We start from the raw sequence: 26,719 nt of genomic DNA on the forward strand, positions 1-26,719 counted from the left end.
TATATTTTATCCTCTTTGTGAAATTTTAAAAAAAGTCTGTTTTAACAACTATATATGTTCATCTTTGATATAATAAAGAATGAATAAAGAAGAGTATTTTATAAAACAGTTTTCAAATAATAAAGTTATTGGTGATGATGGTGCTTTTATTGATGGTTTTGTTTACTCAATGGATGCTTTTTTTGAAAATGTACATTTCAAAAAAGAGTGGATGAGTTTAAAACAAATTGCTTACAAATCAATGATTGTAAATATTTCAGATGCAATTGTTATGAATGCAATTCCTTTATATGCACTTTTAAGTGTAGCAATTCCTAAATCATACACAGAAGATGATTTAAAGGAATTATCAAAAGGTTTTAAAAAAGCTGCCAAAGAGTTTGGAATAGAGATAATTGGTGGTGATACTATTTCAAATGAAAAACTTGATATTTCAGTTACAATTATTTCTAAAACTTCAAAACCAATTTTTAGAAAAGGTGTAAAAAGAGATGATTTACTTTGTTATACGGGAACTCTTGGAACATCAAAAAGAGATTTAGAAAGATTATTCCAAAATAAAGATATTTCTAAAAAATCAAAATTTATAAAACCAGTTTTAAATCAAAAATTTTTTTATGAAATAGCTCCTTATATAACAGCATCAATGGATATTTCAGATGGACTGTTTTTTGAATTAGAAAGATTATCAAAAGCTAGTCAAGTTGGATTTGAATTTTTTGATGAAATTGGTAATGATATTGGCACTTCAGGAGAAGAGTATGAAATTCTTTTTTCATTTAATCAAAAAAATTTAGAAAAAATAAAAAAAATTGCAAAAAAACATAAAATAAAATTAAATATTTTTGCAAAAGCTGTAAAAGGCAAATACAGAACAGATTGTAAAAATCATCATTTTTAAACAACAAACAAGGAAAAATATTTGGAACAATTACAAAGATACTTAAATCACTCAAAAATAGATGTGTTTTTTAAACAAAATAAAGATGATTTTGTGGTTACAGAAATACCACTTTATGAATTTTCAGGAGAAGGTGAGCATTTAGTTTTAAAAATTAGAAAAAAAGATTTAGCAACTTGGGATGCAATAGAAATTTTAGCAAGATATCTAAATTGTAGTACAAGAGAGTTTGGATATGCTGGACTTAAAGATAAAAATGCAATGACAATTCAATCTATTTCTATTCATAGAAAATTTGAAGAGCAATTAAAATCTTTTCAACATGATAATCTAAAAATACTTGAAACTACTTATCATAATAACAAAATCAAAGTAGGACATCTAAAAGGTAATAAATTTTTTATTAGACTAAAAAGAGTTGGTCTAGTTGAAAAAAGAAAAATTGAAGAGGCTTTAGGACAAATTGCAACTTATGGAATTCCAAACTATTTTGGTTTTCAAAGATTTGGAATTGAGGGTGACAATTATAAAAAAGGTAAAGATATTATTGATGGAAAGTTAAAAGAGAGAAATAGAAACTTAAAACAAATGTATATCAATGCTTATCAGAGTTATTTATTTAATGCTTGGCTTTCAAAAAGAATTGAAATTTCAAAATTGATTGATGCTTTTGAACCAAAAGAGATTTATCAAAAATTAAATCTTCCTCTTGATATTGTTAAACAAATGAAAAAACAAAAACATCCGTTTAAACTTCTTCCTGGAGATTTATTATCTCATTATCCTTTTGGAAAGATTTTTACTATAGAAGATTTAGAAACAGAATCAGAAAAATTTTATGAAAGAGATAGAGTTCCAACAGGTTTATTATCAGGGAAAAGAGTTAAAAATTCAGTTGATTTAGCCTATGAAATTGAAAAAGAGTTTGAAGAAAAAACTGGAGAAGATGGTGCAAGAAGATTTGCTTGGATTTTTCCTGAAGAAATAGGAAGTAATTATAAAGAAGAAAAAAACTGGATGGAATTACAATTTTATCTTCCAAAAGGTTCTTACGCAACAGAAGTAATAGCTGAAATAATTCATTAATAATATAAAATAAGTAAAAATTATTAAGTTAAAATAAGCTAAACTCTTCATATTTAAATAGTCTCAAAGGAAGTAGATGAAATATGAAGAGTTAATTGCACAATTATGTGAAGTGATAAAAGAGTCAGAAAATAACGCTCAATTGATTTATGATAATGCAGAGATGATTGATAATGTTATTGAAGGATTAGATATACCTTTACATAAAAAAAATAAGATTAGTGATGTAATATCAAATATTTATGGATTATTACAAAATCAAGACTTACATAGACAAAAAATAGAAAGAGTTGTTAATTTTGTTTGTGAAAAAAATGATATTGATAAAAGCCAATATAACTTAGCTCCAAGTGCAAAAAATATTGATTCTTCTGATGAGACTTTATCAGCAGATGAGTTAGAATTATTGATTAAACAAATGCAGGCATAAAATAAAAGAAGAGTTTCTCTTCTTTTATTTCTTTTTACAAGCTTCTCTTTTTACGTTATTTAGATTACCGAAGATTCTTAAAGCATCCATTTCAACCTCTTTAGCTCTTTTATTTAGCTCTTCATTTTTCTCTTTATTTGAATTCGCATTTACTAATTCTTGTAGATTATGATGGAATTTATTATTTAATTCTTCTATATTTTTCATAATAGTCATATCAACTCTTTTCCCTGAATTAATATGTTTTTCACTCCATTGTTTTAATGTTTGATTTTCTTCAATTTTAAATGATTTATAATCTCCAAGTTTCCCATAAACTTTATCTTTTGTATTTAATAAGTCAACTTTTAACAATGCTGTATCATAAACTAAATCTACATCACAAACTTTATCTAAAGAGTCTTCTAAGAATGATGCTCTTGCAGCTGCAGTTACTAATGAGTTTGACATAGCTGAAATATTTGATGCCATTGTTGATATTTGATCAGCAACTTGTGCATTTTTTTGTGTTGCTTGGTCAAGCATATTTATTGCATCATTAATTTGAATAATACCTCTTTCTTGTTCTTTTGAAGCACTTGCTACTTTATCTATTGTTACAATTGTATTTGAGATATTTTCATTTAACTCTTTATAACCATTTATCATATTATCAGAGATATCTTTACCTTCTTTAGCTTTTTTACTTGCTAATTCAACGATATTTTTAATTTCTCTTGCAGCTTCTGCACTTCTATTTGCTAAGTTTCTTACCTCTTGAGCAACAACTGCAAATCCTTTTCCAGCTTCACCAGCAGTTGCTGCTTCAACAGCTGCATTTAAAGATAGAATATTTGTTTGGAATGCAATTTGGTCAATTACTTCAATTGCTTCATTGATTGAACTTACTTCTTTATTTATTTCATCCATTGAAGAAGCTGTCAAATTTGCTAATTCTTGTCCATTTTTAGCAGACTTAGTTACATTTTGTGCTAATTGAGCCATTTCAACTGTTGCTTGTGTATTTGCTTGAATTGTTGCTGTTATCTCTTCTAAAGCAGCAGCTGTCTCTTCTAATGAAGCAGCTTGTTGATTTGAAGAAGTTGAAAGATTATTTGAAGCACCAGAAAGTGTTTTTGTACTTTCATTTAAGGCATTTCCTGTGTTCATAACCATTGCTAAAATTTCAGAAGTATTATTTCCTACAAGTTTTATTCCTGAAGTTAATGAACCTAAGTTTCCATAAATTCCATCATCATTGATTACAAAATTATATTTTGATTCAGAGTAATATCTTAAAGCTTCATTTATTTTATTAACTGTTTCATTTGTTTTTAAAATCATTGAATTTAATTTATTTTTTAAATCTTCAACATGAGGATTAGAAGCTGTTCCATTTACTTTATAAACAAAGAAACCATTTGCTGTTTTTTCTAAAACATCACTTGCTTCTTCAATCACTTTTTCATCTTGTTTTAAACCATCTCTTACTTTATTCATATAAGAGTTAAATAGATTTGCAACTTCTCCAATTTCATCTTGTGAATCAATTTTTAATGTGATGTTAGTATCGTTTGAATTAAGTAAATTTTCAAATCCCTCTTTTAATTTTCCAATAGGATTTGTTGCTTTTTTTACTATAAATAAAATTAAGGCAATAGTTATAAGTGACAAAATAACTGAAATTATTGAGATTTCAGTTAATAAACTTTTTATTTTACTATCTGATTCTTCCAATGAGAAAGTTAAATCCATAACTCCTATTACATCACCTTCACTTTGATTTGCATGACACATTAAACACTCTTGTGTTGCAATCATTGGTTTCACCATTCTTAGATTATGACCATTTTCATCATCAGTTTGTAATAAAAGAGGTTTTTTAGATTCAAATGTTGCAAGGACTTTTTCATCAGTTGTATAAGGAACGTTTGAAGGATAAAGCTCCATTAAGGCTTTACTTTTTGCAACAGTTAGGTTTTTTACACCATTTATTTGTCTAGCGTCTTCTTCTGCTTTTGCAATTTGAACTGGATCTCCTGTGTTCATTGCATTTCTAAGACTTTGAAACATTGCCGCATTTAACATCTCTAAGTTTTCTTTTGTTTTTACAATTGAATCTTCAGTTACTTTGGAAGTTGTTACAAATATAACTGTTAAGCTACTTAGTGACATAAGTAGAAATAACGCCACTATAATTTTATTGCTTATCTTTTTTGTTATTATTTCAAACATAATACTAGCCTTTTTGTTTAAGTGTAATTATTATATAATGAAGTTTATTTATTAAATATTAAAATTTAAAATTTTATTTATACAAAGAGTAAGATAATGATTGTAGGGCTTATAGGAAAAATAATAAAGAAAGAACCGACGTTATTAAATGTAAATGTAAACGGAATTATTTATGAAGTTTTTGTTTCAGTTAATTGTAGTTCAAAAATTATTTCTGATGATGTTAAATTAGAAATAACACATATTATTAGAGAAGATTCTCAATCTTTATATGGTTTTTTAGATTCAAATGAAAAAAAGCTTTTTGATACAGTGATTAAAATAAATGGAGTTGGTCCTAAAGTTGCCCTTGCTATTTGTTCTACTTTTACACCAACTTCATTTGCACAAATAGTGAATGAAAATGATGTTTCAATGTTAAAAAGAGTTCCTGGAATTGGACCTAAAGGTGCAAGTAGAATTTTAGTTGAATTATCTGGATTTATTGTTGATAATCACGAAAACAGTGATGACTCAACTTTATCTTCATCTTTTGAAGCAGCTCTTGCTTTAGAATCATTAGGATTTAAAAAAGATGTTATTTCAAAAGTTTTAAAAACTTGTGTAAGTGGAAATACAAGTGATTTAGTAAAAGAAGCGTTAAAAAAATTACAAAAATAATAATCTATTAAAAGGAATTTAATGAAAGTAGCTATAGTTTTTGGTGGTGTAAGTTTTGAGCACGAAATTTCAATCGTAAGTTCAATTGCAATGAAAGATGTTTTAAAAGATGAGTTAATTTATTTATTTTTAGATTCTTCAAGAGATATGTACCATATTCCAACAGATATTATTAAATCAAAACTATTTAGTTCAGGTGATTATAAAAAATTTGAAAAAGTTTATTTCCAAAAGGGTGGTTTTTATAAAAAAGGTGGACTATTCTCAAAAGATAAAACTATTGATTTTGATGTTGTTTTAAATCTTTCACATGGTGGAGATGGTGAAGATGGAATTTTATCTTCAGTTTTAGATTTTTACTCAATTCCTTTTATTGCACCAAGAACAGAAGCTTGTGTTATTAGTTCAAATAAATTTTTAACAAAAGGTTATGCTTCAAGTGTTGGAGTTAATACTTTAGATTACAAATATTACACAAAAGGTGATAAGGTTGTAGTTGAAAGTTTTCCAGTTATCTTAAAACCTGTAAAACTTGGAAGTTCAATTGGTGTTTCAATTGTTAAATCTCAAGAAGAGTTAGAATATGCACTTGATGTTGCTTATGAATTTGACAATGCAGTTATTATTGAGCCGTTTATTAGTGGAGTTAAAGAGTATAATTTAGCTGGAACAAAAGTAAATGGAGAATTTAAATTCTCAATTATTGAAGAACCACAAAAAGCAGAATTTTTAGATTTTGATAAAAAATATTTAGATTTTTCAAGAACTTCAAAAGCAAAAGAGGTTGATTTAGGTGAAAAATTAAATGAAGAGATAAAAGAATCATTTAGAAGACTTTATAATAATTTATTTGAAGGCTCAATCATTAGATGTGATTTTTTTGTTGTAAATGATACAGTTTATTTAAATGAAATAAATTCAATTCCAGGATCAATGGCAAATTATTTATTTGAAGATTTTGCTACTTTATTTAATCAAGTTGCAAATAATTTACCAAGAAAAAAACATATTCCAATAACTTATGAATATGTAAATAAAATTCATGCGAGCAAGGGAAAATAAACTTTGGCAACAAAAAGTTTAACTATAAATAATAAATTTTTTGAAATTTCATATGAAATTGTAAATCCAATGGCAACAAAAGATATAGTTTTTTTGCATGGTTGGGGCTCAAATAAAGATATAATGAAAAATGTTTTTTCATCGTATCTTAAAAATTTTAGACATGTTTATATAGATTTGCCAGGATTTGGTAAAAGTAAAAATGAATATGTTTTAACTACAAATGATTATGTAAAAATTACAGAAGAGTTATTAAAGCTTTTAAACTCTTCAAAAGATATTATAGTTGGACACTCTTATGGAGGTAAAGTTGCTACTTTACTTAATCCAAAAAATCTTGTACTTTTAAGTAGTGCAGGAATTTTAGAAGAAAAATCTTTAGATGTTAAAATAAAAATTCTTTTTGCAAAAATTTTTAATTTTTTAGGATTAAAAAATATTACTAAAAGATTTAGAAGTAAAGATGTAGATACTATGAGTGAAAATATGTATGCAACATTTAAAAATGTTGTAAATGAAGATTTTTCATCAAACTTTTCAAACTTTCAAAATAATGCATTAATATTTTGGGGAGATAAAGATAGTGCTACATCTTTGGAATCAGGTAAAAAAATATCAAATTTAATAAAAAAATCAACATTTATATCTTATGATGGCGACCATTACTTCTTTGCTAAAAATGCAAAAGATATTTGTGAGAGAATAGAAAATGGAATATGTTAATATAATTACACACATAATATTGATTATGGCTTTAGGTTGGTATTTAATTACTAATCTTCAATGGTATAACTATAAGTTAGAAAGAGTTGTTTTAAAACACCATAAATGGCAATGGCATATAACTTATTTTGTCTCTCCAATTGTTCTATTTTATATAATTCCTGAACCTTATTTTGCTATTTATTTTGTACTTGTATATATGACAAGTTTTGTATTATGGAATAAAAAGCTTGATAAACCTTTAGTTTTAACTGCACGAGTTAAGAGATTTTTAGCAATTTTACTATTTACAACATTTGCTACAACAGCTCTTTGTTTATCAAATCCTGAATGTACAAATACATTTATTTTTGTTCCATTGCTTTTAGCATATGCAATTTCAACAGTTTTAGAAAAAATCTTTTTTATCTCTTTTAAGCATAAAGGGAAACAAAGACTTCAAAGTATTCCAGCTCTTAAAACAATAGCAATTACAGCATCTTTTGGAAAAACATCAATCAAAAACTATCTTTATCATGTTTTAAAAAACAAATATAAAGTTTATAAAACACCAAGAAGTGTAAACACAATAGCTGGAATAGTTTTAGATGTAAATAGAGATATTCCACTAGATACACAAATATATATAGCAGAAGCAGGTGCTAGAGTAAAAGGGGATATTGAAGAAATTGCAATGTTTTTAGAACCTCAAATTTGTATTATAGGAAGTGTTGGAGAACAACATATTGAGTATTTTAAAACTTTAGACAATATTATTCATACTAAAATGGAACTTTTAAAATCACCAAAAATGAAAATGGGATTTGTTCACGAAAGTGTTCCTATTAAAGATTATCCAACAATTACAAAATTTCCAAATAATTTAAAAATTACAAAAAGCAATTTAGATGGTATTTGGTTTGATGTTGAAGTTGCTGGAAAAATAGAAAATTTCCATGCTCCAATTTTAGGAAGTTTTAATGCTATAAATCTAACGGCTGTTATTTTAGTAGCACATTATTTAGGTATGACTATTCCTGAAATTAAAGTTTCACTGATGAGTTTACCTCAAGTAGAACATAGACTTCAAAAAATAGAAGCAAATGGAAAAGTTATTATTGATGACTCGTTCAATGGAAATTTAGAAGGAATGTTAGAAGCTATAAATATTTGTTCAAACCATAAAGGAAGAAAAGTTATTATCACTCCTGGACTTGTTGAATCAACAGATGAAGCAAATATTCTTTTAGCAAAAACAATAAATGAAAATTTTGATTTTGTAATTTTAACAGGAAGTTTAAATACTCATTTATTTGTAGCAAACATAAATAAAGAAAAAGTATTAATTTTAAAAGATAAATCAGAGATGGAAGTAACTTTAGCAAAAACAACTAGAGTAGGTGATTTGATTTTATTTGCTAATGATGCTCCAAACTTTATATAAGTAAAAATAGGAAATAAAATGGAACATTTATATGCACCTTGGCGATATGATTATGTAAGTGAAGAAAAAATTGAAGGTTGCGTTTTTTGTCACATAACAAATAATATTGAAAATGACAAACTACAAGTTTTATTCAAAGATGAATATTGTTATGTAGTTATGAACAAATTTCCATATAGTCCAGGTCATATGATGGTTGTTCCATATTTTCATACTTCAAATTTAGAAGATTTAGAAGAGGTTGTTTGGACTCAAATGAGTAAAAGAGTTAGACAAGGTGTTAAACTTCTAAAAGATATTATGCCATGCGAAGGTGTGAATATTGGAATGAATTTAGGTAAAGCAGCAGGTGCTGGAATTGAACAACATGTTCATTATCATATGTTACCAAGATGGCTTGGAGATACAAATTTTATAAGTTCTATAGGTGGAACAAGAGTTTATCCAGCAAATTTTGAAAATATTTTTAATAAATTAAAATTGAATGCTCCTAAATACTTTATTTAAAATATAAATAAAAAAGCTACAATCCAATAAAATAACAAAAATTTTTATAATAAAAGAGTAAAATAACCGAAAAATAATTTAGGAGAACTCTTGAAAAATTTTATTAAAAATTTTTACTCAAATAATTTTGTCTACAAAGGTAAAGAAAAACTTTCAAAATTAACGATTTTTGCACTTATAATTTTAAATATTTTTATTCTTTCAACTCTTTATCAAGGAATAGATTTTCAAACAAGAGTTTTAAATAATCCAAATACAAAGTTTCCTTATGATTGTAGAGATGTATTAAATTACACTTCAAGTATAGATGATTTTAACAGCTATTTATATAATAACTATAACTATAATACAAAATATCAAAATATTAAAGATTTAGAAGTAGATAAAAGATGTAATCTAATTACAGAAAAAATTGAAATAATAAAAAACAATATTGATATAAAAAGTTTAAAACAACAAAATGAAGAATTAAATAATAAATTATATGAAATAAATAGTCAAATAACATATTTAGAAGAAAACTACAATACAATTTTATTTGAAAAAATGAGTAACCAAAATAATAGTAAGTCTATTGTAAAAGGTGAACTAACAGCAGAAAATGTAAAAGAAAAATATGAAACATTTAAAAAAGAGTTAGAAGAAATAAATAGACAAAAAATTGATTTAGAGAATATATTTAAAGAATCAAATTTTGTAAAAGATTTACTTTCTTATTTAGACACCAATAAAGAAACAATACTTGAAGATATTAAAAAAAGTGAAAAGTTTTATTCTATAAAGTATGAATTAGTAATATTATTATTTTTAGTTCCATTAGTAGTTGTATTCTTTTATTTGATGAGAAATTATTTACAAAAAGATAGATATATTTTATATATTATTTTTAAGAATATATTAGTTGTAACATTAATCCCAACAGTAATCTCTTTTCTTAGTTTAATAAATATTTTTATTCCAAAAATATTTATTGAAAAAGTTTTGATGTTTTTTTATAGTTTAGAAATACCTTTTATAGTTTATTATTTAGCTATTGCAATTGCTATTTTGATATTTATTTTTATAATAATCAAAATACAAAAAAGATTTAAAGAAGATAATGAAAAATTAAAAAATAACAATATATCAATAGTTGATGCCTATAATAAAAATATTTGTATAAAGTGTGGAAATAGAGTAGATTTTAATATTATGAATTATTGTCCTTGTTGTCAAAATCAACTAAAAATTGAGTGTAAAAATTGCCATACAAATACTATAAAAAGCTTAGATTTTTGCTCTAATTGTGGTTCAAATATAAAAGAATAAATGTAGGAAATAACCTACATTTATTAATATTTTCCTTGATAAAAACCAGAAAATAATAAAATATCATCACTATTTTTATTCTCTAAATCATTTACAATCAAATCTTTTAATATAGAAGCTAGTGCTGGACCAAAAGTCATTCCTAGCCAACCTAATCCCATACCATAAATCAAGTTTTTATATTTTTCATCTCTTCCAATAAGTGGCATATCATTAGGTGTTAAAGGTCTAAATCCAGTCCATTCAACAATATCTTCCATTATAAAAGGAACAGTATATTTTTTGAAGTTTTCTTTTATACTTTCTATTTGTTTTTTTACTATTTGATGATTTGTTGAACCAATTTCTAATTTTGATGTAATTCTTACATCATCACGTCTTGGTGTCATAACAATAAATAAATCAGAAAATAGTGTAGATGTAACTGGTTGCAATTCTTTAGGCATTTTAAAAGTAATACTATATCCTTTTGCAGGCGTCATCACTAGATTTTGATTTACTTTATCTGCTAAAAGTGTTTGATACCCTGTTGATATTACATATGTATCTGCTTCATAAGTATTTAGAGCTGAACTAATAGATTCAATTTTTGAATCTGAATATTTGATATGTGAAATTCTTTCATTTAAAATAAATTCAGCACCATTTTCTTTTAAATATCTTTTTAGTTCTAACATTGTTCTTTTTGGGTCAAAGTGAGTATTTCTTTTAAAATGAATAGCTCCTTTCACATCATTTGTAATACAAGGTATAAATTCTTTTATTTTGTTTTTTTCTATTATTTCAAAAACATCATCATTTTTTATTGCATAATCAAGTAATTTTTTATCATAACTTTTTTGTTCAGTAAAAACAGACAACATTCCACGTCTTTGAAAATCTAAATCTAAACCATCAATATTTTGCATTTTTTCATAAGCATCATTTGATATGTGACCATATTTCTCAAATAAAGCTAAAGTTCTTTTTAGTCTATCTTTATTTGCACTATTTACAAATTTCCATAACCATTTATATATTTTTGTATCTAAAGTAGGATGTATATTTACAGGTGATTCACCTTTTATCATGAGTTTTAATGTATTAAAAACAATCCCTGGATTGGCAAGTGGTCCTTTATCAAACGCAGATAATAAACCAGCATTTCCAAAAGAGGTTGAATCTGTAATATCATTTTCATCTATAATTGTAACTTTTCTACCTGCTTTAAGAAGTTCGTATGCAGTAGTTAAACCCATAATTCCTGCACCAATTATTATAATATCTCGTTTCATTTATCAACTCCTTATTGAAGAAAAACTAAAAAATAATATACAATATTTATTCCTAAATAGTGATAATGTAAATCATAATAAAATTTTAAATTAGTCTATTTCATAGATAATTCTATTTCTTAAAAAAAACTTACCATAGTATCATAATTGATAATATATTCCTTTTAAAAAGGAAATAAAATTAATAAATTTATTTGATAAAGCCCATAATACTTGACATTTAACTTCAATTAAGTTATAATCCGCGTCCACTAAATGTGGTTAGGGTGCATTTTTGCACATCTAACGAGTTCTTTAAAGGAAAATTAATGGAAAAAATCAGATTAAAGCTTAAAGCTTATGATCACAGAGTTTTAGACAGAAGTGTTGCTTCAATTGTTGAAGCTGTAAAAAGAACTGGTGCTGATTTGAGAGGTCCAATCCCTCTTCCTACAAAAATCAGAAGATATACAGTTATTAAAGGTCCTCACGTAAATAAGGATTCAAGAGAGCAATTTGAAATCAGAGTTCACTCAAGAATTATTGATATCATTGCAGCGACTCCTGATACTGTAGATTCACTAATGAAACTTGACTTAGCTCCTGAAGTTGATGTTGAAGTAAGATCTATGGGTCAAGAATAAGAGAAAGGGTGACAAGATGGAATTTATAGTTCAAAAAATCGGTATGAGTAGAACAGTTTCTGTTCCAAGTACAGCTGTTACACTTTTAAAAGTTCTTGATGCGAAAGTATGTGAAGTAACTGATGGTGTAGCACTAGTTTCTTATAGCAATGGTAAAAAATTTAACAAAGCTATAGAAGGTCAACAAAAAAAATTCAACTTATCTAAAGAGTTTAACAGATTTGCAACATTAACTGTAGCAAATACTGAAGCTGGTGATTTAGATGTTTCTGGATTATGTGAAGGTAAAGTAGTAAAATCAACTTTTAAAACTAAAGGTAGAGGTTTCTCTGGTGCGGTTAAAAGATGGAATTTTGCTGGTGGAAGAGCATCTCACGGTCACAGAATGGGTAAAAGAACTGGATCAATCGGTAACTGCGAATGGCCAGGAAGAGTTCAGCCAGGTAAAAAAATGCCAGGGCAATACGGAAATACAAATGTATCTGTAAAAAATGAAGTAATTTCATTTGATGCTGAAACAGGAATCTTAGTATTAAAAGGTTCAGTATCTGGTGCAAATGGTTCATTAGGAAAAGTAAAGGTTGCTAAATGAGCAAAGCTATAGTATTAAACGAAAAATTTGAAAACAATGGTGAAGTAGTTTTACCTGCAAGTTATGAAGAAATTAATTCTCACAACTTATACTTATATGTTAAATCATATTTAGCATCATTAAGAGCAAATACAGCAAGAGCTAAAACAAGAGCAGAAGTAAGCGGTGGTGGTAAAAAACCTAAAGCTCAAAAAGGTTCTGGTGCAGCTAGATGGGGTTCTAAAAGATCACCATTATTCGTTGGTGGGGGACAAGCATTTGGACCTACTAAAAGAAACTATAACCAAAAAGTAAATAAAAAACAAAAAGCTTTAGCATTAAAATATGCTATTAATGCACAAGCTAACAATGGTTCGTTATTTGTTGTTGATTCAGTAAAAATTGAATCAGGTAAAACAAAAGAAGCAGTTGCAGTTTTAAGTAAAATAAATAAGAGAGATACATTAATAGTATGTGATGTTATTGATGAAAAAACTTATTTAGCATTTAGAAATATTAAAAACTGTTATATGGTTGAAAAGCAAGAAGTTAACGCTTATTTACTTGCAGTTTACCACTCAGTACTAATTGAAAAATCAGTACTTGATGCATTAACAAAAGAGGCTTAAGATGGCAGATATTACAGATATTAAAGCAATATTATATACAGAAAAAACAATTGAGCTTCAAGAAAATGGTGTAATCGTTGTTCAAACTAGTCCAAGAATGACGAAAACTGGTTTAAAAGAAGTATTTAAAGAGTATTTTGGTGTTACACCATTAAAAGTTAATTCTTTAAGACAAGATGGTAAAGTTAAGAGATTTAGAGGAAAACCTGGAAAAAGAGCAGATTTCAAAAAGTTTTATGTAACATTACCTGAAGACGCACAAATTGCGAATTTATCAGCTTAAGGAGTATAGAAAATGGCAATTAAAAAATTTAGACCAATAACTCCTGCAAGAAGATTTATGTCAGTTATGGATAGTTCTGATATTACTTCTAAACCAACAGTTAGATCATTACTTGTAAGAGTAAGTGCTAAAGCTGGTAGAAATAATAACGGTAGAATTACTTCAAGACACAAAGAAGCAGGTGCTAAAAAATTATATAGAATTATTGATTTCAAAAGAAATAAATTCGGTGTTGAAGGTACTGTATCTACTGTTGAGTACGATCCATACAGAAACTGTAGAATTTGTTTAGTTACATATTTAGATGGTGATAAAAGATATATTATTCAACCTTCTGGATTAAAAGTTGGTGATAAAGTTGCTGCTGCTGAAGCTGGACTTGATATTTTACCAGGTAACGCTATGAATTTAATGAACATTCCAGTAGGGACAATGGTTCACAATATTGAAATGAAACCAGGAAAAGGTGGTCAAATCGCTAGATCTGCTGGTGGATATGCTCAAATCATGGGTAGAGAAGATAAATATGTAATCATGAGATTACCTTCAGGTGAAATGAGAAAAATTCTTGGTGTTTGTATGGCTACAATTGGTGTAGTTGGAAATGAAGATTTTACAAATATGGTTGTTGGTAAAGCTGGTAGAAGTAGACACTTAGGTATTAGACCTCAAACTAGAGGATCTGCTATGAACCCTATTGATCACCCACACGGTGGAGGGGAAGGTAAAACTAACTCTGGTAGACATCCTGTTACTCCATGGGGTATGCCAACTAAAGGTTATAAAACTAGAAAGAAAAAAGCTAGTGATAAACTAATCATTTCAAAAAGAAAGAAGTAAGGGTTTAAGATGGCAAGATCGGTAAAAAAAGGTCCATTTGTAGACGCACACCTAATGAAAAAAGTTATTAGTGCAAATAGTGCTAATGATAAAAAACCAATTAAAACTTGGTCAAGAAGATCAACTGTATTACCAGATATGATTGGATTAACTTTCAATGTGCACAATGGAAGAAATTTCGTTCCTGTAAATATTACAGAAAATCACGTTGGATATAAATTAGGTGAGTTTGCACCAACTAGAACATTTAAGGGCCATAAAGGTTCTGTTCAAAGAAAGGCATAAGAATGGCTAAAGCAATATTAAAATTTATTAGACTTTCTCCAATCAAAGCAAGATTAATTGCTAGAGAAGTTCAAGGAATGAATGCAGAGTATGCAATCGCATCTTTACAATTTACTCCAAATAAAGCTGCTGGAATTATTTCAAAAGTTATCGCATCTGCAGTTGCAAATGCAGGTTTAGATCCAGTTGATGCAGTTATCACATCAGCTAGAGTTGATAAAGGTCCAGTTTTAAAAAGATTTACTCCAAGAGCAAGAGGTTCAGCTTCACCTAAGCATAAACCAACTGCACATATTATGATTGAAGTAGCTGCTGCAACTAAAGGAGATAAGTAATGGGTCAAAAAGTTAATCCAATAGGTTTAAGATTAGGTATTAATAGAAATTGGGAATCAAGATGGTTTCCTAAATTTGAAACAATGCCAGCAAACGTTGCAGAAGATGACAAAATCAGAAAGTATGTTAAAAAAGAATTATACTATGCTGGAATTGCTCAAACTGTAGTTGAAAGAACAGCAAAAAAAGTTAGAGTTACTGTTGTAGCTGCTAGACCAGGTATAATTATTGGTAAAAAAGGTGCTGACGTTGAAAAACTAAAAGATGCACTTTCAAAATTAGTTGGTAAAGAAATCGCTGTTAATATCAAAGAAGAAAGAAAACCACAAATCTCTGCTCAATTATCTGCTGAGAATGTTGCTCAACAATTAGAAAGAAGAGTTGCATTTAGAAGAGCTATGAAAAGAGTTATGCAAAATGCATTAAAAGGTGGAGCAAAAGGTATTAAAGTATCTGTTTCTGGTAGACTTGGTGGAGCTGAAATGGCAAGAACTGAGTGGTATTTAGAAGGTAGAGTTCCATTACATACTTTAAGAGCAAGAATCGATTATGGTTTTGCTGAAGCTCATACAACTTATGGTTGTATCGGTATTAAAGTTTGGATTTTCAAAGGTGAAGTATTAGCAAAAGGTATTCCAACTGAAAAAGCTGAAGAGTCAACTTCTAAACCTAAAAGAAGACCAACAAAGAAAAGAGGTAAATAATTATGTTAATGCCTAAAAGAACTAAGTTCAGAAAAATGATGAAAGGCCGAAATAGAGGTATGGCTCATAGAGGAAACTCTTTAGCATACGGAGATATCGGTATCAAAGCAGTTGAACACGGAAGAATTGATTCTAGACAAATTGAAGCGTCAAGAATTGCAATGACAAGAAAAGTAAAAAGACAAGCAAAAGTTTGGATTATGGTATTCCCTGATAAACCACTTACTGCAAAACCATTAGAAACGAGAATGGGTAAAGGTAAAGGTTCAGTTGATAAATGGGTTATGAACATTAAGCCTGGAAGAATTTGTTTTGAAATGGCTGGAGTATCTGAAGAATTAGCAAGAGAAGCTTTAACTTTAGCTATGCATAAATTACCGTTTAAAACTAAAATTGTAACAAGAGATAGCGAAAATGAACTATACTGATTTAAAAGACAAAAACTTGAGCGAACTTCAAGTATTATTAAAAGAGAAAAAGGTGCTTCTTTTTGAATTAAAAGCTAAGCTAAAAACAATGCAGTTAACAAACACATCTGAATTAAGAGTTGCTAAAAAAGACATCGCTAAAATTCAAACAGCTATGACTGCTGCAAAAGCTAACTAAGGATCTAAGTATGACACATAAAAGAGAGATTCAAGGTGTAGTGGTAAAAAGATCAGGTGATAAAACAGCTTCTATCTTAGTTACAAGATCAGTTTTACACCCAAAATATCACAAAACTGTAAAGAGATTTAAAAAATATTTAATTCATGACGAAAGAAACGAATTAAATGTTGGTGATAGTGTTATCGCAATTGAGTGTAGACCATTGTCAAAAACTAAATCTTTTAGATTAAAGACGATAGTAGCTACAGGAGTTAAATAATGATTCAAAGTTTTACAAGATTAAACGTAGCTGACAACACAGGTGCTAAAGAGATTATGTGTATCAAAGTTTTAGGTGGTTCTAAAAGAAGATACGCAACTGTTGGTGATGTTATTGTTGCTTCAGTTAAAAAAGCTTTACCAACTGGAAAAATTAAAAAAGGTCAAGTTGTAAAAGCTGTTGTTGTTAGAACTCATAAAGAAGTTCATAGAGAAAATGGTTCATTAATTAGATTTGATGATAATGCAGCGGTTATTCTAGATGCAAAAAGAGAGCCAGTTGGAACAAGAATCTTTGGACCAGTTGCTAGGGAAGTAAGATATTCAGGTTTCATGAAAATCGTTTCACTTGCACCGGAGGTATTATAATATGGCAATTAAATTAAAAATCAAAAAAGGTGATACTGTAAAAATCATCGCTGGTGATGATAAAGGTAAAACTGGAGAAGTTTTAGCTGTATTACCAAAAGAAAGAAAAGTAATCGTAAAAGATTGCAAAGTTGCTAAAAAAACAGTTAAACCTGATCAAGAAAAAAATCCAGAAGGTGGATTTGTAAACAAAGAAATGCCAATTGACATTTCAAATGTAGCAAAAGTAGAGGGTAACTAATATGGCATCAAGATTATTTGAAAAATATAAATCAGAAATCAAACCAGTATTAGAAACTGAGTTCCCAAAAAACAAAACTTTAACTGCAAAGTTAGAGAAAGTTGTTATCTCAGTTGGTGCTGGTGAAGCAATGAAAGATTCTAAATTAATTCAAAATATTGAAGATACAATTTCTTTAATTGCTGGTCAAAAAGCTGTTAAAGTTATTGCTAAAAAATCAGTAGCTGGATTCAAAGTTAGAGAAGGTATGCCTGTAGGTGTTAAAGTTACTTTAAGAGGTGAGCAAATGTATCATTTCTTAGACAAATTATGTAACGTTGCATTACCAAGGGTAAAAGACTTTAGAGGTCTTAATAAAAATGGTTTTGATGGTAGAGGAAACTTCAACTTTGGACTAGATGAGCAATTAATGTTCCCAGAAGTAGTTTATGATAACATCATTAAAACACACGGTATGAATATTTCAATTGCTACTAGTGCAACTAATGATGCTGAAGCTTACAGATTATTAGAATTAGTAGGAATTCCATTTACAAAAGGAAGAGCGTAATGGCAAAGAAATCTATGATCGCTAAACAAAAAAGAACACCTAAGTTTGCTGTAAGAGCATACACAAGATGTTCTGTTTGTGGAAGACCTCACTCTGTTTATAGAGATTTTGGTTTATGTAGAGTTTGTTTAAGAAAAATGGCTAACGAAGGTTTATTACCTGGTGTTAGAAAAGCTAGTTGGTAGGAGAAAAAAGCTATGATGAATGATATAATCGCAGATGCTTTAACTAGAATTAGAAATGCTGCAATGAGAAAATTAGAAGTTGCAACATTATTACACTCAAATACTGTAGTAGGTGTTTTAAACGTATTATTACAAAAAGAGTATATTGCTGGATTCAAAGTTATTGATGGACAAAACAACAAGAAAACTATTCAAGTTGAATTAAAATATGATGATAATGAGAAATCAGTAATCAACGAAATTACTAGAGTTTCTAAACCAGGAAGAAGAGTTTATAAAAACGCTTCTGAAATTAAAAACTTTAAAAATGGGTACGGTACTATTATCGTTTCAACTAACAAAGGTGTAATTGCTAATGATGAAGCATATGCAGCTAATGTTGGTGGTGAAGTACTTTGTACTGTATGGTAGGAGAGTGTAATGTCAAGAATTGGTAAAAAACCTATCGCAATTCCAGCTGGAATTGAAGTTACAGTAAATGGTACAGTAATTAGCGTAAAAAAAGGAAACAATGTTTCTACAGTTGAAACTCATGGAAGAGTGGGAATCGAAGTTGTTGATGGTCAAGTGGTTTTAACTAGAAATGGTGAATCAAAAGAATCTTCTGCTTTCTGGGGAACTTATAGAGCGTTAACTGCAAATGCAATTAATGGTCTAAACGTTGGATTTACTAAATCATTAGAAATCAACGGAGTTGGATACAGAGCTGCCGTAAAAGGTGACGTTTTAGAACTACTATTAGGATATTCTCACCCAATTAACTACGAAATCCCAAAAGGATTAGAAGTTACTGTTGAAAAAAATATTATTAATGTAAAAGGTGCTGACAAACAACAAGTTGGTCAAGCTGCTGCAATTATTAGAGGCTTTAGAAAACCAGAACCATACAAAGGTAAAGGTGTTAAATATACTGATGAGAAAATCATTAGAAAAGCCGGAAAAACTTCTAAGAAGTAAGGTGTAACTATGAGTAGAATAAAAGACTTAGCTAAAAAAAATGCTTTAAGAATTAAAAGAAAAAAAAGAGTTAGAAGTAACATTTTTGGTACTGCTGAAAAACCAAGAGTATCAATTTTTAAATCTAACAAATACGTTAGTGCACAGGCTATTAATGATGTTGAAGGTGTAACTTTAGCGGCTGTTAGCTCACAAGCTATGGGTCTAAACATTAATAAAGAAAATGCAGTAAAAGTAGCAGCACAACTTGCTGAAAATTTAAAAGCTGCTGGAATTGAAACAGTAGTTTACGATAGAAATGGTTATCTTTACCATGGTGTAGTTGCAGCTTTTGCTGATGCACTAAGAGATAACGGTATCAAATTATAAGGGTTAATGATGGCAGCGGTAAATAGAGAAGATTTTCAAGAAGCAATCGTTAAAATCGGAAGAGTAACAAAAGTTGTAAAAGGTGGAAGAAGATTCAGATTTACAGCTTTAGTTGTTGTTGGTGATAAAAACGGTACAGTAGGTTTCGGAACTGGTAAAGCTAAAGAGGTTCCTGATGCAATTAAAAAAGCATTAGATGATGCATTCAAAAGCTTAGTTACTGTTTCTATTAAAGGAACTACAATAGCACATGATATTGAACACAAATATAATGCAAGTAAAATATTATTAAAACCAGCATCTGAGGGTACTGGGCTAATCGCTGGAGGAGCTGCAAGACCTGTTCTTGAGCTTTCTGGAGTTAAAGATATTATTGCAAAATCTTTAGGTTCAAATAATCCAAACAACCTTGTACAAGCTACTGTTGAAGCATTAGCTAAGATAAAAGGATAAGAATATGGTATTAGAAAATTTACAACCAGCACCAGGTAGTACGAAAAATACTAAAAGAATTGGTAGAGGTCAAGGAAGTGGTACAGGTAAAACTGCAGGAAAAGGTAACAAAGGTCAAAAAGCTAGATCTGGTTACAAAATGAAAAGAGGATTTGAAGGTGGTCAACAACCACTTTACAAAAGACTTCCTAAAGTTGGATTCTTTTCAAGAACTGTAAAACCTTATTCAATCAATGTTGATAAAGTATCACAAATTGCAACTCTTGAAGAAATTACATTAGATTCAATCAAATCTGTGTATAAATTATCAAAATCAGTTGAAAAAGTTAAATTAATTGGTTCAACTGCAAAAGATTTAGTAGCTAAGATTAAAGACGAAAACGTTACAACTACTGGAAAATAATTATGAGTAAAGATCTAATAAATAAGATTCTTATTACATTAGGCTTTATTTTTCTTTACAGATTACTGGCATACGTGCCAGTACCTGGAGTTAATATAGATGTAGTTAAAGAATTTTTCGACTCAAATGCAAATAATGCGTTAGGTCTTGTTAATATGTTTAGTGGTAATGCAGTTGAAAGACTAAGTATTATTTCACTAGGAATTATGCCTTACATTACTGCTTCTATTATTATGGAACTTCTAGCAGCAACTTTCCCCGCACTTGGTAAAATGAAAAAAGAGAGAGATGGGATGCAAAAATATATGCAAATCATCAGATATACTACAATTGTTATTACATTAATTCAATCTATTGGTGTTTCAGTTGGTCTTAATTCATTAACTGGTCAAAATGGACAAGGTGCAATCTCAATTGATATGAATACATTTATTGCTGTTTCTGCAATATCAATGTTAACAGGTACTATGCTTTTAATGTGGATTGGTGAACAAATCACACAAAAAGGTATTGGTAATGGAATTTCATTAATTATTTTCGCAGGTATCGTTTCAGCAATTCCAAGTGCTATTGGTGGAACAGTTGAACTTGTAAATAATGGCCAAATGAATTTCTTAACTGTAATTGGTATTTTAGTTGTAATTATTGCAACTGTTGGAGCAATTATTTATGTTGAGTTAGGTGAGAGAAGAGTTCCTGTATCATATTCTAGAAAAGTTATGATGCAAAATCAGAAAAGAAGAGTTATGAACTATATTCCAATTAAAGTTAATTTAAGTGGAGTTATTCCAGCAATTTTCGCGAGTGCTATTTTAATGTTCCCTGCAACAGTGTTACAAGGTTCACAAAATAAATACTTAGTTGCAATTGCTGATTACTTAAATCCTAGTTCATACACTTTTAATTTATTTATGTTTTTATTTGTAGTTTTCTTTGCATTCTTTTATGCATCAATTACATTTAATGCAAAAGATATTTCTGAAAACTTAAAAAAGCAAGGTGGATTTATTCCAGGTGTTAGACCAGGAGCAAGTACAGCAGATTTCTTAAATGAAGTTGCAAGTAGATTAACTTTCTGGGGTGCAATTTATATGGGATTAATATCAACTTTACCTTGGCTTATTGTAAAAGCTATGGGAGTTCCATTTTATTTTGGAGGGGTTGCTGTATTAATCGTTGTTCAAGTTGCAATTGATACTATGAGAAAGATTGAAGCTCAGCAATATATGAATAAATATCAAACACTTAGTGCGGTTGGATTGTAAAAATGGCAATTTCACTAAGAAAACCAAATGAAATTGAAAAACTTCGTATAGCAAATGAGGCTGTTGCAAAAACCTTAAATTATTTAAGAGATAATGTAAAAGCTGGTATGACTTTAAAAGAAGTTGATGCAATGGGGGAAAAGTTCTTAAATGATTTAGGAGCTAGACCTTCATTTAAAGGATTATATGGTTTTCCAAATGCAATTTGTACTTCTTTAAACGAGGTTATTATACACGGAATTCCTAGCGATGTTGTTCTTAAAGAGGGTGATATTCTAGGTCTTGATATTGGAACAGAAATTGATGGATGGTATGGTGATTCAGCTATTACAATGCCTATAGGAAAAATTTCAAAAGAGGATGAGGATTTAATTGCTTGTGCTAAAGACTCTTTATATTATGCAATTGATATTATAAGAGAAGGTATGAGATTTAAAGAGTTATCAAAATTGATTGAAGATTTTATTGTAGCTAGAGGATATCAGCCACTTGTTAGATTTTGTGGTCATGGAATTGGTAAACGACCACATGAAGAACCAGAAATTCCAAATTATTTAGAAAATGGAGATACAAAATCTGGACCAAAAATCAAAAATGGAATGGTTTTTTGTATAGAGCCAATGATTTGTCAAAAAGATAGAAATCCTGTTATTTTAAAAAATGGTTGGGATGTCGTATCTGCTGATGGATTAAATGGTAGTCATTATGAACATACAGTTGCTGTTATCAATGGGAGAGCAGTTATTTTAAGTAATTCGGAAAATTGAGGGGAAAAAAAGTGGCAAAAGATGATGTAATAGTAATTGATGGAAAAGTAATTGAAGCTTTACCAAATGCTATGTTTAGAGTTGAATTAGATAATGGACATGTTGTATTGTGTCATATTTCAGGTAAAATGAGAATGCACTATATAAAAATATTACCTAATGATACTGTAAAAGTAGAAATAACACCTTATTCATTGGATAAGGGAAGAATCACACATAGATATAAATAATTATCTATAAAAATTAAATAAGGAATTTTTTCCTTATTTATATCTCACAAATTATTCAAAAAAAACTCACAAAATATAAAAAACTATGAAGCCAAAAAAAATAATACTTCGCACACTTTAAAAAAGTTATATTATTTTATTATAGCTCCATAACTTTTCATACTAATTTATCCTATTTTTTGTTAAATCTATCTCTTTTTCAATAATCTGTTTTTGTTCAATTAATAAATCTAAATGCTTTTTTAAAATATCTTTATTCTTATATGACTCCATAATAAACTCAAAGAGTTTTGGTCTATTTTTTTTCCAATTATGTAATGTTGTTTTATTTACTTCTAAATCTGATTCTAGTCTTCTTAAACTAGGAGTGTTCATTTTAATTCCTATTCAAATTTCATTTGTGATTTTACAAAATATTGGAACAAAAGTCAAGATATTTTTCGAATATAATTAAATAATTGGAACAAATATTTGTTCAAGAAAGATTTTTGTACAATTTCACATGACAAAATCAGTTAAAAATAGAGTATTAAAATATTTATATAATTTGAAATCATTTGGATATGAATATCACGAACCTTTGGAGTTTTTCCAAGCAGAAGTTAAAAATGTAAAATTACCAAATAGTTTAATTGAGTTAAAAAATAGTGTTGAACACTGTTATTTATGTGAACTATCAAAATGTCGTAAAAACGTCCTTTTTGGATATGGAAATTTTAATTCAAAGGTTCTATTTATAAATGATGAACCTAGTAAAAGTGAAGATGAAATAGGTTCTTTTTATGTTGGAAATAGTGGTGAATTATTATCTAAAATGATAGAAAATGTTTTAAATATTAAAAAAGAAGAGATTTATATAACAACTTTGGTAAAATGCAAAAGTTTAAATGGGGCAACAAATTCTAATATGGAAGTTTGTAATGACTATTTATTAAAACAAATTGAGTTGATTAAACCTAAATTACTTGTAGTTTTAGGTGAAAAAGCTTATTCATTTTTATTAAAAAATGATGATAATTTTTCTCAAAATAGAGGAAAAGAGTTGAGTTTTAATAATATACCTTTAATTGCAACATTTTCACCAACTTTTTTATTAAGAAATCCTTCTTTTAAAAAAGATGCATATTATGATATGTTAAAAATAAAAAATTTCATGGAGGAATTAAATTGAAACAAATATTAGCCTTGTTTGTAGTAGTTTTTGTTTTCTTTGGTTGTACTCAAAAACAAGTTGTTGAGTTAAAACTGCCAGGTAAAAATAAAATAGAGAAAAAAGTTCCACAAAAAGCTGTTGAAGAAGATACTGTTACAGTTGTTGAGGAATTTGTTCCTATAGAGATTAAAGAAGATAAAATTAAAGAAGAAACTATTCCAAGTGGAACTATGAATGATACAGAAGAGATGAACTCTTCTGAATCATTTGTAGAAAATAAAATTGATATTCAAATTGATAAAACAAAAGCTAAAATGCAATTAGCATTTATTTATCCATCTTCTGTTTCAAAATATGCAAGAAGTTCATTAAATACAATATCTGGATATTTGTCATATCAAAAAGCTGATTATAATTTACTTGTAATTGATTGTGAAAATGAAAGTTACGATAAAATCAGTTCTGCTTTTTCAAAAGTTCAACAAGAAGGTATAACTAATGTTGTTGCATTATTTACTCCAAATGCTATTTCAACTTTAAATAAAGTAGTTTCAAGTGATTTAAAAGTTTATCTTCCATTAATTGAAAAAAAGGATTCTTTAGAAAGCAATGATGGTTTAATTTTTGGTTCTATTTCGTATGATGAGCAACTTAAAAAATTAAGTTATTATTCTGCTGGAAATAATGCAATGTTTTATCAAGACACATATTTAGGTTTAAAACTAAAAAGAAGTTATGATTCAATAATTGGCGATGCAGTAGTTAGAAAAGAAATCGGAAAAAATGAAAGAAATTTTAAAAGTATTGTAAATGATTATAGATTAAGAAATTCATCTTTATTTTTAAATACAGATTTAGTAAAAACATCTTTAATTTTATCTCAATTAAGAGCTTATGATGTTTTCCCAAAAATTATTTTTTCTACTCAGTTAAATTATGACCCAATGTTAATGGTTTTAACTCAAGATAAAGATAGAGAAAAACTTGTAATTGCAAATTCAATTGATAATGTTGATACAAAATTAAAAGATGAAATTACAACTTTTGGTGGAAACATTACTTATGAATGGGTTGATTATTCTACACTTGTTGGAGTAAATTATTTATTTAACAATGGAAATTCATCTTTAATACCAACACAAGTAGCAAATAATGAGGTAATTTATACTCCTAGATTATTTAAAAGTACAGAAGTTGGCTTTTTAGAAATTAAGTAAAGTTTAGATAAAATCGCGAATATTTATGTGAATGGAGATTAGAATTGAGAACACATTATTGTACAGATGTAACTGAACAAAAGATTGGTGAAACTGTTACTGTTGCTGGTTGGGTAAACAGCAGACGTGACCATGGTGGAATTATATTTATTGATTTAAGAGATAAAAGTGGATTAGTTCAACTTGTAGCAGATCCTCAAGATTGTAAAGATGCTTTAAAAGTTGCTGAAACGGTAAGAGATGAATTTGTTTTAATTGCAACTGGAAAAGTAAGAGCAAGAGGTGAGGGATTAGAAAATCCAAATTTAGTTACTGGAAAAATAGAGATTATTTTAGAAAATTTAGTAATTGAAAATAGATCTAAACCAATGCCATTTGATATCAATGATGAAAAAGTAAATGATGAGATTAAACTAAGAAATAGATTTTTAGAATTAAGAAGTAGAAAATCATTTGAAATTTTCCAATTAAGAAGTAAAGCTACTATTCAAGTTAGAAATACTTTAGATGAATTAGGTTTCTTAGATGTTGAAACTCCAATTTTAACAAAATCTACACCAGAAGGTGCAAGGGATTATTTAGTTCCATCAAGAGTTCATCCAGGTGAATTTTATGCATTACCACAATCTCCACAATTATTTAAACAACTTTTAATGGTTGCAGGGTTTGATAGATATTTCCAAATTGCAAAATGTTTTAGAGATGAAGATTTAAGAGCTGATAGACAACCTGAATTTACTCAAATCGACGTTGAAATGTCATTTTGTACACAAGATGATGTAATTGCAGTTGCAGAGAGATTAATTTATGATGTATTTACAAAATGTGGGAAAAATATTCCTTCAACATTTAGAAGAATGAAATACTCAGAAGCTATGGAAAAATATGGTAGCGATAAACCAGATTTAAGATTTGATATGCCACTTGTTGATGTTATTGATATTTTTGCTAACTCAACAAATGAAATTTTTGCAGAAATTGCAAAAGACAAAAAAAATAATAGAATCAAAGCTTTAAAATGTAAAAATGGAGATAACATCTTCTCTAAAAGACAAATGAAAGGTTTTGAAGATTATGTTAGAAAATTTGGAGCTAAAGGTTTAGGTTATTTCCAAATGAAAGAAGATGGATTAAAAGGTCCATTAACTAAATTCTTTAGTGATGCTGATTTAGAAGAGATTGTAAAAGTAACTGAACTTGAAGTTGGTGACGTTGTATTCTTTGGAGCAGGGGCTAAAAAAGTAGTTTGGGATTATATGGGAAGATTTAGATTATTTCTTGCATCTGAGATGAATATTGTTCCACAAGATGCTTATGAGTTCTTATGGGTTGTAGATTTCCCAATGTTTGAAGTTGAAGATGGAAGAACAAAAGCACTTCACCATCCATTTACAATGCCAAATGTTGAAAAATTTGATTTAGACAATATTGAAGATTTAGAAGAGATTGAATCAATTGCTTATGATATTGTTTTAAATGGAACAGAACTTGGTGGTGGAAGTATAAGAATTCACAAAGAAGAAATCCAATCAAAAGTATTTAAACTAATGGGAATTAGTGAAGAAGAAGCAAAAGATAAATTTGGATTCTTACTTGATGCACTTTCTTATGGAGCACCAAGTCATGGTGGATTTGCAATGGGGCTTGATAGAATGATTATGTTATTAGCAGGAACTGATTCAATCAGAGATGTAATAGCCTTCCCTAAAACACAAAAAGCTCAATGTTTATTAACACAAGCTCCATCAAGCGTTGATGAAGAGCAATTAAAAGAGTTAAATATTAGACTAAGAAAAACAGTAGCAGATATTTAATACTGACAAATAAGAGGAACA

General features: G+C 28.3%; 38 protein-coding genes. 35 read left to right on the forward strand and 3 right to left on the reverse strand.

Annotated elements, in window-relative coordinates:
* The first annotated feature begins 79 nt into the window (after positions 1-79).
* The 3 genes from AELL_RS04430 to AELL_RS04440 all read left to right on the forward strand — a co-directional run bounded on the left by AELL_RS04430 (position 80) and on the right by AELL_RS04440 (position 2,417).
* Positions 80-901, forward strand: a complete 822-nt coding sequence (locus AELL_RS04430) for a thiamine-phosphate kinase (RefSeq protein ID WP_118916793.1) — start codon at positions 80-82, stop codon at positions 899-901.
* Positions 902-922: 21 nt separating this feature from the next.
* Positions 923-1,987, forward strand: coding sequence for a tRNA pseudouridine(13) synthase TruD (gene truD, locus AELL_RS04435; protein ID WP_118916794.1), 1,065 nt, complete (start codon positions 923-925; stop codon positions 1,985-1,987).
* A gap of 76 nt (positions 1,988-2,063) precedes the next feature.
* Entirely contained in the window at positions 2,064-2,417 is a 354-nt protein-coding gene (locus AELL_RS04440) for a hypothetical protein (protein ID WP_118916795.1), read from the forward strand.
* 24 nt (positions 2,418-2,441) lie between these two features.
* On the opposite strand, the gene AELL_RS04445 is transcribed toward AELL_RS04440, so the two are convergent.
* Positions 2,442-4,631, reverse strand: a complete 2,190-nt coding sequence (locus AELL_RS04445; protein ID WP_118916796.1) for a methyl-accepting chemotaxis protein — start codon at positions 4,629-4,631, stop codon at positions 2,442-2,444.
* A gap of 96 nt (positions 4,632-4,727) precedes the next feature.
* On the opposite strand from AELL_RS04445, the gene ruvA reads away from it, so the two are divergent.
* From ruvA to AELL_RS04475, 6 genes are all read left to right on the forward strand, one after another.
* On the forward strand, positions 4,728-5,291 hold the full coding sequence (gene ruvA / locus AELL_RS04450) for a Holliday junction branch migration protein RuvA (protein WP_118916797.1): 564 nt from the start codon (positions 4,728-4,730) through the stop codon (positions 5,289-5,291).
* Positions 5,292-5,312: 21 nt separating this feature from the next.
* Positions 5,313-6,353: a D-alanine--D-alanine ligase gene (locus tag AELL_RS04455; protein ID WP_118916798.1), complete on the forward strand. Its 1,041-nt coding sequence runs from the start codon at positions 5,313-5,315 to the stop codon at positions 6,351-6,353.
* Positions 6,354-6,356: 3 nt separating this feature from the next.
* Complete coding sequence (locus AELL_RS04460) at positions 6,357-7,076, forward strand: alpha/beta fold hydrolase (RefSeq protein ID WP_118916799.1); 720 nt, start codon at positions 6,357-6,359, stop codon at positions 7,074-7,076.
* Positions 7,063-8,499, forward strand: a complete 1,437-nt coding sequence (locus AELL_RS04465) for a Mur ligase family protein (protein WP_118916800.1) — start codon at positions 7,063-7,065, stop codon at positions 8,497-8,499. Before AELL_RS04460 ends, AELL_RS04465 begins: the two co-directional genes overlap by 14 nt.
* Positions 8,500-8,517: 18 nt before the next feature.
* Positions 8,518-9,006 (forward strand): HIT family protein, encoded by a 489-nt coding sequence (locus tag AELL_RS04470; protein ID WP_118916801.1) that lies wholly within the window; start codon positions 8,518-8,520, stop codon positions 9,004-9,006.
* A gap of 90 nt (positions 9,007-9,096) precedes the next feature.
* Positions 9,097-10,314, forward strand: coding sequence for an ABC transporter permease (locus tag AELL_RS04475; RefSeq protein ID WP_118916802.1), 1,218 nt, complete (start codon positions 9,097-9,099; stop codon positions 10,312-10,314).
* Between the two features lie 23 nt (positions 10,315-10,337).
* Here the strand turns inward: AELL_RS04475 and AELL_RS04480 are convergent, their stop codons facing one another.
* The gene (locus AELL_RS04480) at positions 10,338-11,588 is read right to left on the reverse strand and encodes an NAD(P)/FAD-dependent oxidoreductase (RefSeq protein WP_118916803.1); all 1,251 of its coding nucleotides are present in this window, start codon (positions 11,586-11,588) and stop codon (positions 10,338-10,340) included.
* A 308-nt stretch (positions 11,589-11,896) separates the two neighbouring features.
* Here AELL_RS04480 and rpsJ point away from each other — a divergent pair, with 308 nt between their 5' ends.
* The 23 genes from rpsJ to infA are packed head-to-tail and all read left to right on the forward strand — an operon-like array spanning position 11,897 to position 22,514.
* Positions 11,897-12,211, forward strand: coding sequence for a 30S ribosomal protein S10 (gene rpsJ, locus AELL_RS04485; protein WP_014473685.1), 315 nt, complete (start codon positions 11,897-11,899; stop codon positions 12,209-12,211).
* A 16-nt stretch (positions 12,212-12,227) separates the two neighbouring features.
* Positions 12,228-12,803 (forward strand): 50S ribosomal protein L3, encoded by a 576-nt coding sequence (gene rplC, locus AELL_RS04490; RefSeq protein ID WP_118916804.1) that lies wholly within the window; start codon positions 12,228-12,230, stop codon positions 12,801-12,803.
* Positions 12,800-13,411 (forward strand): 50S ribosomal protein L4, encoded by a 612-nt coding sequence (rplD, locus tag AELL_RS04495; protein ID WP_118916805.1) that lies wholly within the window; start codon positions 12,800-12,802, stop codon positions 13,409-13,411. The genes rplC and rplD overlap by 4 nt, the downstream gene beginning before the upstream one ends.
* A 1-nt stretch (position 13,412) precedes the next feature.
* Positions 13,413-13,694, forward strand: a complete 282-nt coding sequence (locus AELL_RS04500; RefSeq protein WP_118916806.1) for a 50S ribosomal protein L23 — start codon at positions 13,413-13,415, stop codon at positions 13,692-13,694.
* Positions 13,695-13,706: 12 nt separating this feature from the next.
* Entirely contained in the window at positions 13,707-14,534 is an 828-nt protein-coding gene (gene rplB / locus AELL_RS04505; protein ID WP_118916807.1) for a 50S ribosomal protein L2, read from the forward strand.
* Between the two features lie 9 nt (positions 14,535-14,543).
* On the forward strand, positions 14,544-14,819 hold the full coding sequence (rpsS, locus tag AELL_RS04510) for a 30S ribosomal protein S19 (RefSeq protein ID WP_118916808.1): 276 nt from the start codon (positions 14,544-14,546) through the stop codon (positions 14,817-14,819).
* Positions 14,820-14,821: 2 nt separating this feature from the next.
* On the forward strand, positions 14,822-15,154 hold the full coding sequence (gene rplV / locus AELL_RS04515; RefSeq protein ID WP_014473691.1) for a 50S ribosomal protein L22: 333 nt from the start codon (positions 14,822-14,824) through the stop codon (positions 15,152-15,154).
* Positions 15,154-15,858, forward strand: a complete 705-nt coding sequence (rpsC, locus tag AELL_RS04520) for a 30S ribosomal protein S3 (RefSeq protein WP_118916809.1) — start codon at positions 15,154-15,156, stop codon at positions 15,856-15,858. The genes rplV and rpsC overlap by 1 nt, the downstream gene beginning before the upstream one ends.
* Before the next feature lie 2 nt (positions 15,859-15,860).
* On the forward strand, positions 15,861-16,286 hold the full coding sequence (rplP, locus tag AELL_RS04525; protein ID WP_014473693.1) for a 50S ribosomal protein L16: 426 nt from the start codon (positions 15,861-15,863) through the stop codon (positions 16,284-16,286).
* Entirely contained in the window at positions 16,273-16,464 is a 192-nt protein-coding gene (rpmC, locus tag AELL_RS04530) for a 50S ribosomal protein L29 (RefSeq protein WP_118916810.1), read from the forward strand. The genes rplP and rpmC overlap by 14 nt, the downstream gene beginning before the upstream one ends.
* 10 nt (positions 16,465-16,474) lie before the next feature.
* Positions 16,475-16,726, forward strand: a complete 252-nt coding sequence (gene rpsQ, locus AELL_RS04535; RefSeq protein ID WP_118916811.1) for a 30S ribosomal protein S17 — start codon at positions 16,475-16,477, stop codon at positions 16,724-16,726.
* Complete coding sequence (gene rplN, locus AELL_RS04540; RefSeq protein ID WP_014473696.1) at positions 16,726-17,094, forward strand: 50S ribosomal protein L14; 369 nt, start codon at positions 16,726-16,728, stop codon at positions 17,092-17,094. The genes rpsQ and rplN overlap by 1 nt, the downstream gene beginning before the upstream one ends.
* Before the next feature lies 1 nt (position 17,095).
* The gene (gene rplX / locus AELL_RS04545; protein ID WP_014473697.1) at positions 17,096-17,335 is read left to right on the forward strand and encodes a 50S ribosomal protein L24; all 240 of its coding nucleotides are present in this window, start codon (positions 17,096-17,098) and stop codon (positions 17,333-17,335) included.
* A 1-nt stretch (position 17,336) separates the two neighbouring features.
* On the forward strand, positions 17,337-17,885 hold the full coding sequence (gene rplE / locus AELL_RS04550; RefSeq protein WP_034226929.1) for a 50S ribosomal protein L5: 549 nt from the start codon (positions 17,337-17,339) through the stop codon (positions 17,883-17,885).
* Positions 17,885-18,070 carry a type Z 30S ribosomal protein S14 gene (locus AELL_RS04555; RefSeq protein ID WP_118916812.1) on the forward strand — a complete coding sequence of 62 codons (186 nt, stop codon included), beginning with the start codon at positions 17,885-17,887 and terminating at the stop codon, positions 18,068-18,070. Before rplE ends, AELL_RS04555 begins: the two co-directional genes overlap by 1 nt.
* 12 nt (positions 18,071-18,082) lie before the next feature.
* Positions 18,083-18,481 carry a 30S ribosomal protein S8 gene (rpsH, locus tag AELL_RS04560; protein WP_118916813.1) on the forward strand — a complete coding sequence of 133 codons (399 nt, stop codon included), beginning with the start codon at positions 18,083-18,085 and terminating at the stop codon, positions 18,479-18,481.
* 9 nt (positions 18,482-18,490) lie between these two features.
* Positions 18,491-19,027 (forward strand): 50S ribosomal protein L6, encoded by a 537-nt coding sequence (gene rplF / locus AELL_RS04565; protein ID WP_118916814.1) that lies wholly within the window; start codon positions 18,491-18,493, stop codon positions 19,025-19,027.
* Between the two features lie 9 nt (positions 19,028-19,036).
* Complete coding sequence (gene rplR / locus AELL_RS04570; protein ID WP_118916815.1) at positions 19,037-19,396, forward strand: 50S ribosomal protein L18; 360 nt, start codon at positions 19,037-19,039, stop codon at positions 19,394-19,396.
* A gap of 9 nt (positions 19,397-19,405) precedes the next feature.
* Positions 19,406-19,849: a 30S ribosomal protein S5 gene (gene rpsE / locus AELL_RS04575; protein WP_118916816.1), complete on the forward strand. Its 444-nt coding sequence runs from the start codon at positions 19,406-19,408 to the stop codon at positions 19,847-19,849.
* A 4-nt stretch (positions 19,850-19,853) separates the two neighbouring features.
* Positions 19,854-20,252, forward strand: a complete 399-nt coding sequence (gene rplO / locus AELL_RS04580; protein ID WP_118916817.1) for a 50S ribosomal protein L15 — start codon at positions 19,854-19,856, stop codon at positions 20,250-20,252.
* Between the two features lie 2 nt (positions 20,253-20,254).
* Positions 20,255-21,517 carry a preprotein translocase subunit SecY gene (gene secY, locus AELL_RS04585; protein WP_118916818.1) on the forward strand — a complete coding sequence of 421 codons (1,263 nt, stop codon included), beginning with the start codon at positions 20,255-20,257 and terminating at the stop codon, positions 21,515-21,517.
* 2 nt (positions 21,518-21,519) lie between these two features.
* A complete protein-coding gene (map, locus tag AELL_RS04590) occupies positions 21,520-22,284 on the forward strand; it encodes a type I methionyl aminopeptidase (protein ID WP_118916819.1) in 765 nt (254 codons plus the stop codon).
* Positions 22,285-22,295: 11 nt separating this feature from the next.
* On the forward strand, positions 22,296-22,514 hold the full coding sequence (gene infA / locus AELL_RS04595; RefSeq protein WP_014473706.1) for a translation initiation factor IF-1: 219 nt from the start codon (positions 22,296-22,298) through the stop codon (positions 22,512-22,514).
* Positions 22,515-22,676: 162 nt separating this feature from the next.
* Here the strand turns inward: infA and AELL_RS04600 are convergent, their stop codons facing one another.
* Positions 22,677-22,889, reverse strand: coding sequence for a hypothetical protein (locus AELL_RS04600; protein WP_118916820.1), 213 nt, complete (start codon positions 22,887-22,889; stop codon positions 22,677-22,679).
* Positions 22,890-23,016: 127 nt separating this feature from the next.
* Between AELL_RS04600 and AELL_RS04605 the strand changes: the two genes are divergently transcribed.
* Genes AELL_RS04605 through aspS form a run of 3 tightly spaced genes read left to right on the forward strand, consistent with a single transcriptional unit; the run spans position 23,017 to position 26,698 of the window.
* Positions 23,017-23,685, forward strand: coding sequence for a uracil-DNA glycosylase (locus AELL_RS04605; RefSeq protein ID WP_118916821.1), 669 nt, complete (start codon positions 23,017-23,019; stop codon positions 23,683-23,685).
* Positions 23,682-24,884, forward strand: coding sequence for a hypothetical protein (locus tag AELL_RS04610; RefSeq protein WP_118916822.1), 1,203 nt, complete (start codon positions 23,682-23,684; stop codon positions 24,882-24,884). The genes AELL_RS04605 and AELL_RS04610 overlap by 4 nt, the downstream gene beginning before the upstream one ends.
* 44 nt (positions 24,885-24,928) lie before the next feature.
* Entirely contained in the window at positions 24,929-26,698 is a 1,770-nt protein-coding gene (aspS, locus tag AELL_RS04615; protein WP_118916823.1) for an aspartate--tRNA ligase, read from the forward strand.
* The last annotated feature ends 21 nt before the right edge of the window (positions 26,699-26,719 follow it).

Source organism: Arcobacter ellisii (assembly GCF_003544915.1).
In the GTDB taxonomy this organism is placed as follows: Bacteria; Campylobacterota; Campylobacteria; order Campylobacterales; family Arcobacteraceae; genus Aliarcobacter; species Aliarcobacter ellisii.

Bases quoted from the DNA above. Each gene is read 5' to 3' on its own strand.
- AELL_RS04430 (WP_118916793.1), top strand. From the start codon at position 80: ATGAATAAAGAAGAGTATTTTATAAAACAGTTTTCAAATAATAAAGTT.
- AELL_RS04440 (WP_118916795.1), top strand. From the start codon at position 2,064: ATGAAATATGAAGAGTTAATTGCACAATTATGTGAAGTGATAAAAGAG.
- AELL_RS04445 (WP_118916796.1), bottom strand. From the start codon at position 4,631: ATGTTTGAAATAATAACAAAAAAGATAAGCAATAAAATTATAGTGGCG.
- ruvA (WP_118916797.1), top strand. From the start codon at position 4,728: ATGATTGTAGGGCTTATAGGAAAAATAATAAAGAAAGAACCGACGTTA.
- AELL_RS04455 (WP_118916798.1), top strand. From the start codon at position 5,313: ATGAAAGTAGCTATAGTTTTTGGTGGTGTAAGTTTTGAGCACGAAATT.
- AELL_RS04465 (WP_118916800.1), top strand. From the start codon at position 7,063: ATGGAATATGTTAATATAATTACACACATAATATTGATTATGGCTTTA.
- AELL_RS04470 (WP_118916801.1), top strand. From the start codon at position 8,518: ATGGAACATTTATATGCACCTTGGCGATATGATTATGTAAGTGAAGAA.
- AELL_RS04480 (WP_118916803.1), bottom strand. From the start codon at position 11,588: ATGAAACGAGATATTATAATAATTGGTGCAGGAATTATGGGTTTAACT.
- rpsJ (WP_014473685.1), top strand. From the start codon at position 11,897: ATGGAAAAAATCAGATTAAAGCTTAAAGCTTATGATCACAGAGTTTTA.
- rplC (WP_118916804.1), top strand. From the start codon at position 12,228: ATGGAATTTATAGTTCAAAAAATCGGTATGAGTAGAACAGTTTCTGTT.
- rplD (WP_118916805.1), top strand. From the start codon at position 12,800: ATGAGCAAAGCTATAGTATTAAACGAAAAATTTGAAAACAATGGTGAA.
- AELL_RS04500 (WP_118916806.1), top strand. From the start codon at position 13,413: ATGGCAGATATTACAGATATTAAAGCAATATTATATACAGAAAAAACA.
- rplB (WP_118916807.1), top strand. From the start codon at position 13,707: ATGGCAATTAAAAAATTTAGACCAATAACTCCTGCAAGAAGATTTATG.
- rpsS (WP_118916808.1), top strand. From the start codon at position 14,544: ATGGCAAGATCGGTAAAAAAAGGTCCATTTGTAGACGCACACCTAATG.
- rplV (WP_014473691.1), top strand. From the start codon at position 14,822: ATGGCTAAAGCAATATTAAAATTTATTAGACTTTCTCCAATCAAAGCA.
- rpsC (WP_118916809.1), top strand. From the start codon at position 15,154: ATGGGTCAAAAAGTTAATCCAATAGGTTTAAGATTAGGTATTAATAGA.
- rplP (WP_014473693.1), top strand. From the start codon at position 15,861: ATGTTAATGCCTAAAAGAACTAAGTTCAGAAAAATGATGAAAGGCCGA.
- rpmC (WP_118916810.1), top strand. From the start codon at position 16,273: ATGAACTATACTGATTTAAAAGACAAAAACTTGAGCGAACTTCAAGTA.
- rpsQ (WP_118916811.1), top strand. From the start codon at position 16,475: ATGACACATAAAAGAGAGATTCAAGGTGTAGTGGTAAAAAGATCAGGT.
- rplN (WP_014473696.1), top strand. From the start codon at position 16,726: ATGATTCAAAGTTTTACAAGATTAAACGTAGCTGACAACACAGGTGCT.
- rplX (WP_014473697.1), top strand. From the start codon at position 17,096: ATGGCAATTAAATTAAAAATCAAAAAAGGTGATACTGTAAAAATCATC.
- rplE (WP_034226929.1), top strand. From the start codon at position 17,337: ATGGCATCAAGATTATTTGAAAAATATAAATCAGAAATCAAACCAGTA.
- AELL_RS04555 (WP_118916812.1), top strand. From the start codon at position 17,885: ATGGCAAAGAAATCTATGATCGCTAAACAAAAAAGAACACCTAAGTTT.
- rpsH (WP_118916813.1), top strand. From the start codon at position 18,083: ATGATGAATGATATAATCGCAGATGCTTTAACTAGAATTAGAAATGCT.
- rplF (WP_118916814.1), top strand. From the start codon at position 18,491: ATGTCAAGAATTGGTAAAAAACCTATCGCAATTCCAGCTGGAATTGAA.
- rplR (WP_118916815.1), top strand. From the start codon at position 19,037: ATGAGTAGAATAAAAGACTTAGCTAAAAAAAATGCTTTAAGAATTAAA.
- rpsE (WP_118916816.1), top strand. From the start codon at position 19,406: ATGGCAGCGGTAAATAGAGAAGATTTTCAAGAAGCAATCGTTAAAATC.
- rplO (WP_118916817.1), top strand. From the start codon at position 19,854: ATGGTATTAGAAAATTTACAACCAGCACCAGGTAGTACGAAAAATACT.
- secY (WP_118916818.1), top strand. From the start codon at position 20,255: ATGAGTAAAGATCTAATAAATAAGATTCTTATTACATTAGGCTTTATT.
- map (WP_118916819.1), top strand. From the start codon at position 21,520: ATGGCAATTTCACTAAGAAAACCAAATGAAATTGAAAAACTTCGTATA.
- AELL_RS04600 (WP_118916820.1), bottom strand. From the start codon at position 22,889: ATGAACACTCCTAGTTTAAGAAGACTAGAATCAGATTTAGAAGTAAAT.
- AELL_RS04605 (WP_118916821.1), top strand. From the start codon at position 23,017: ATGACAAAATCAGTTAAAAATAGAGTATTAAAATATTTATATAATTTG.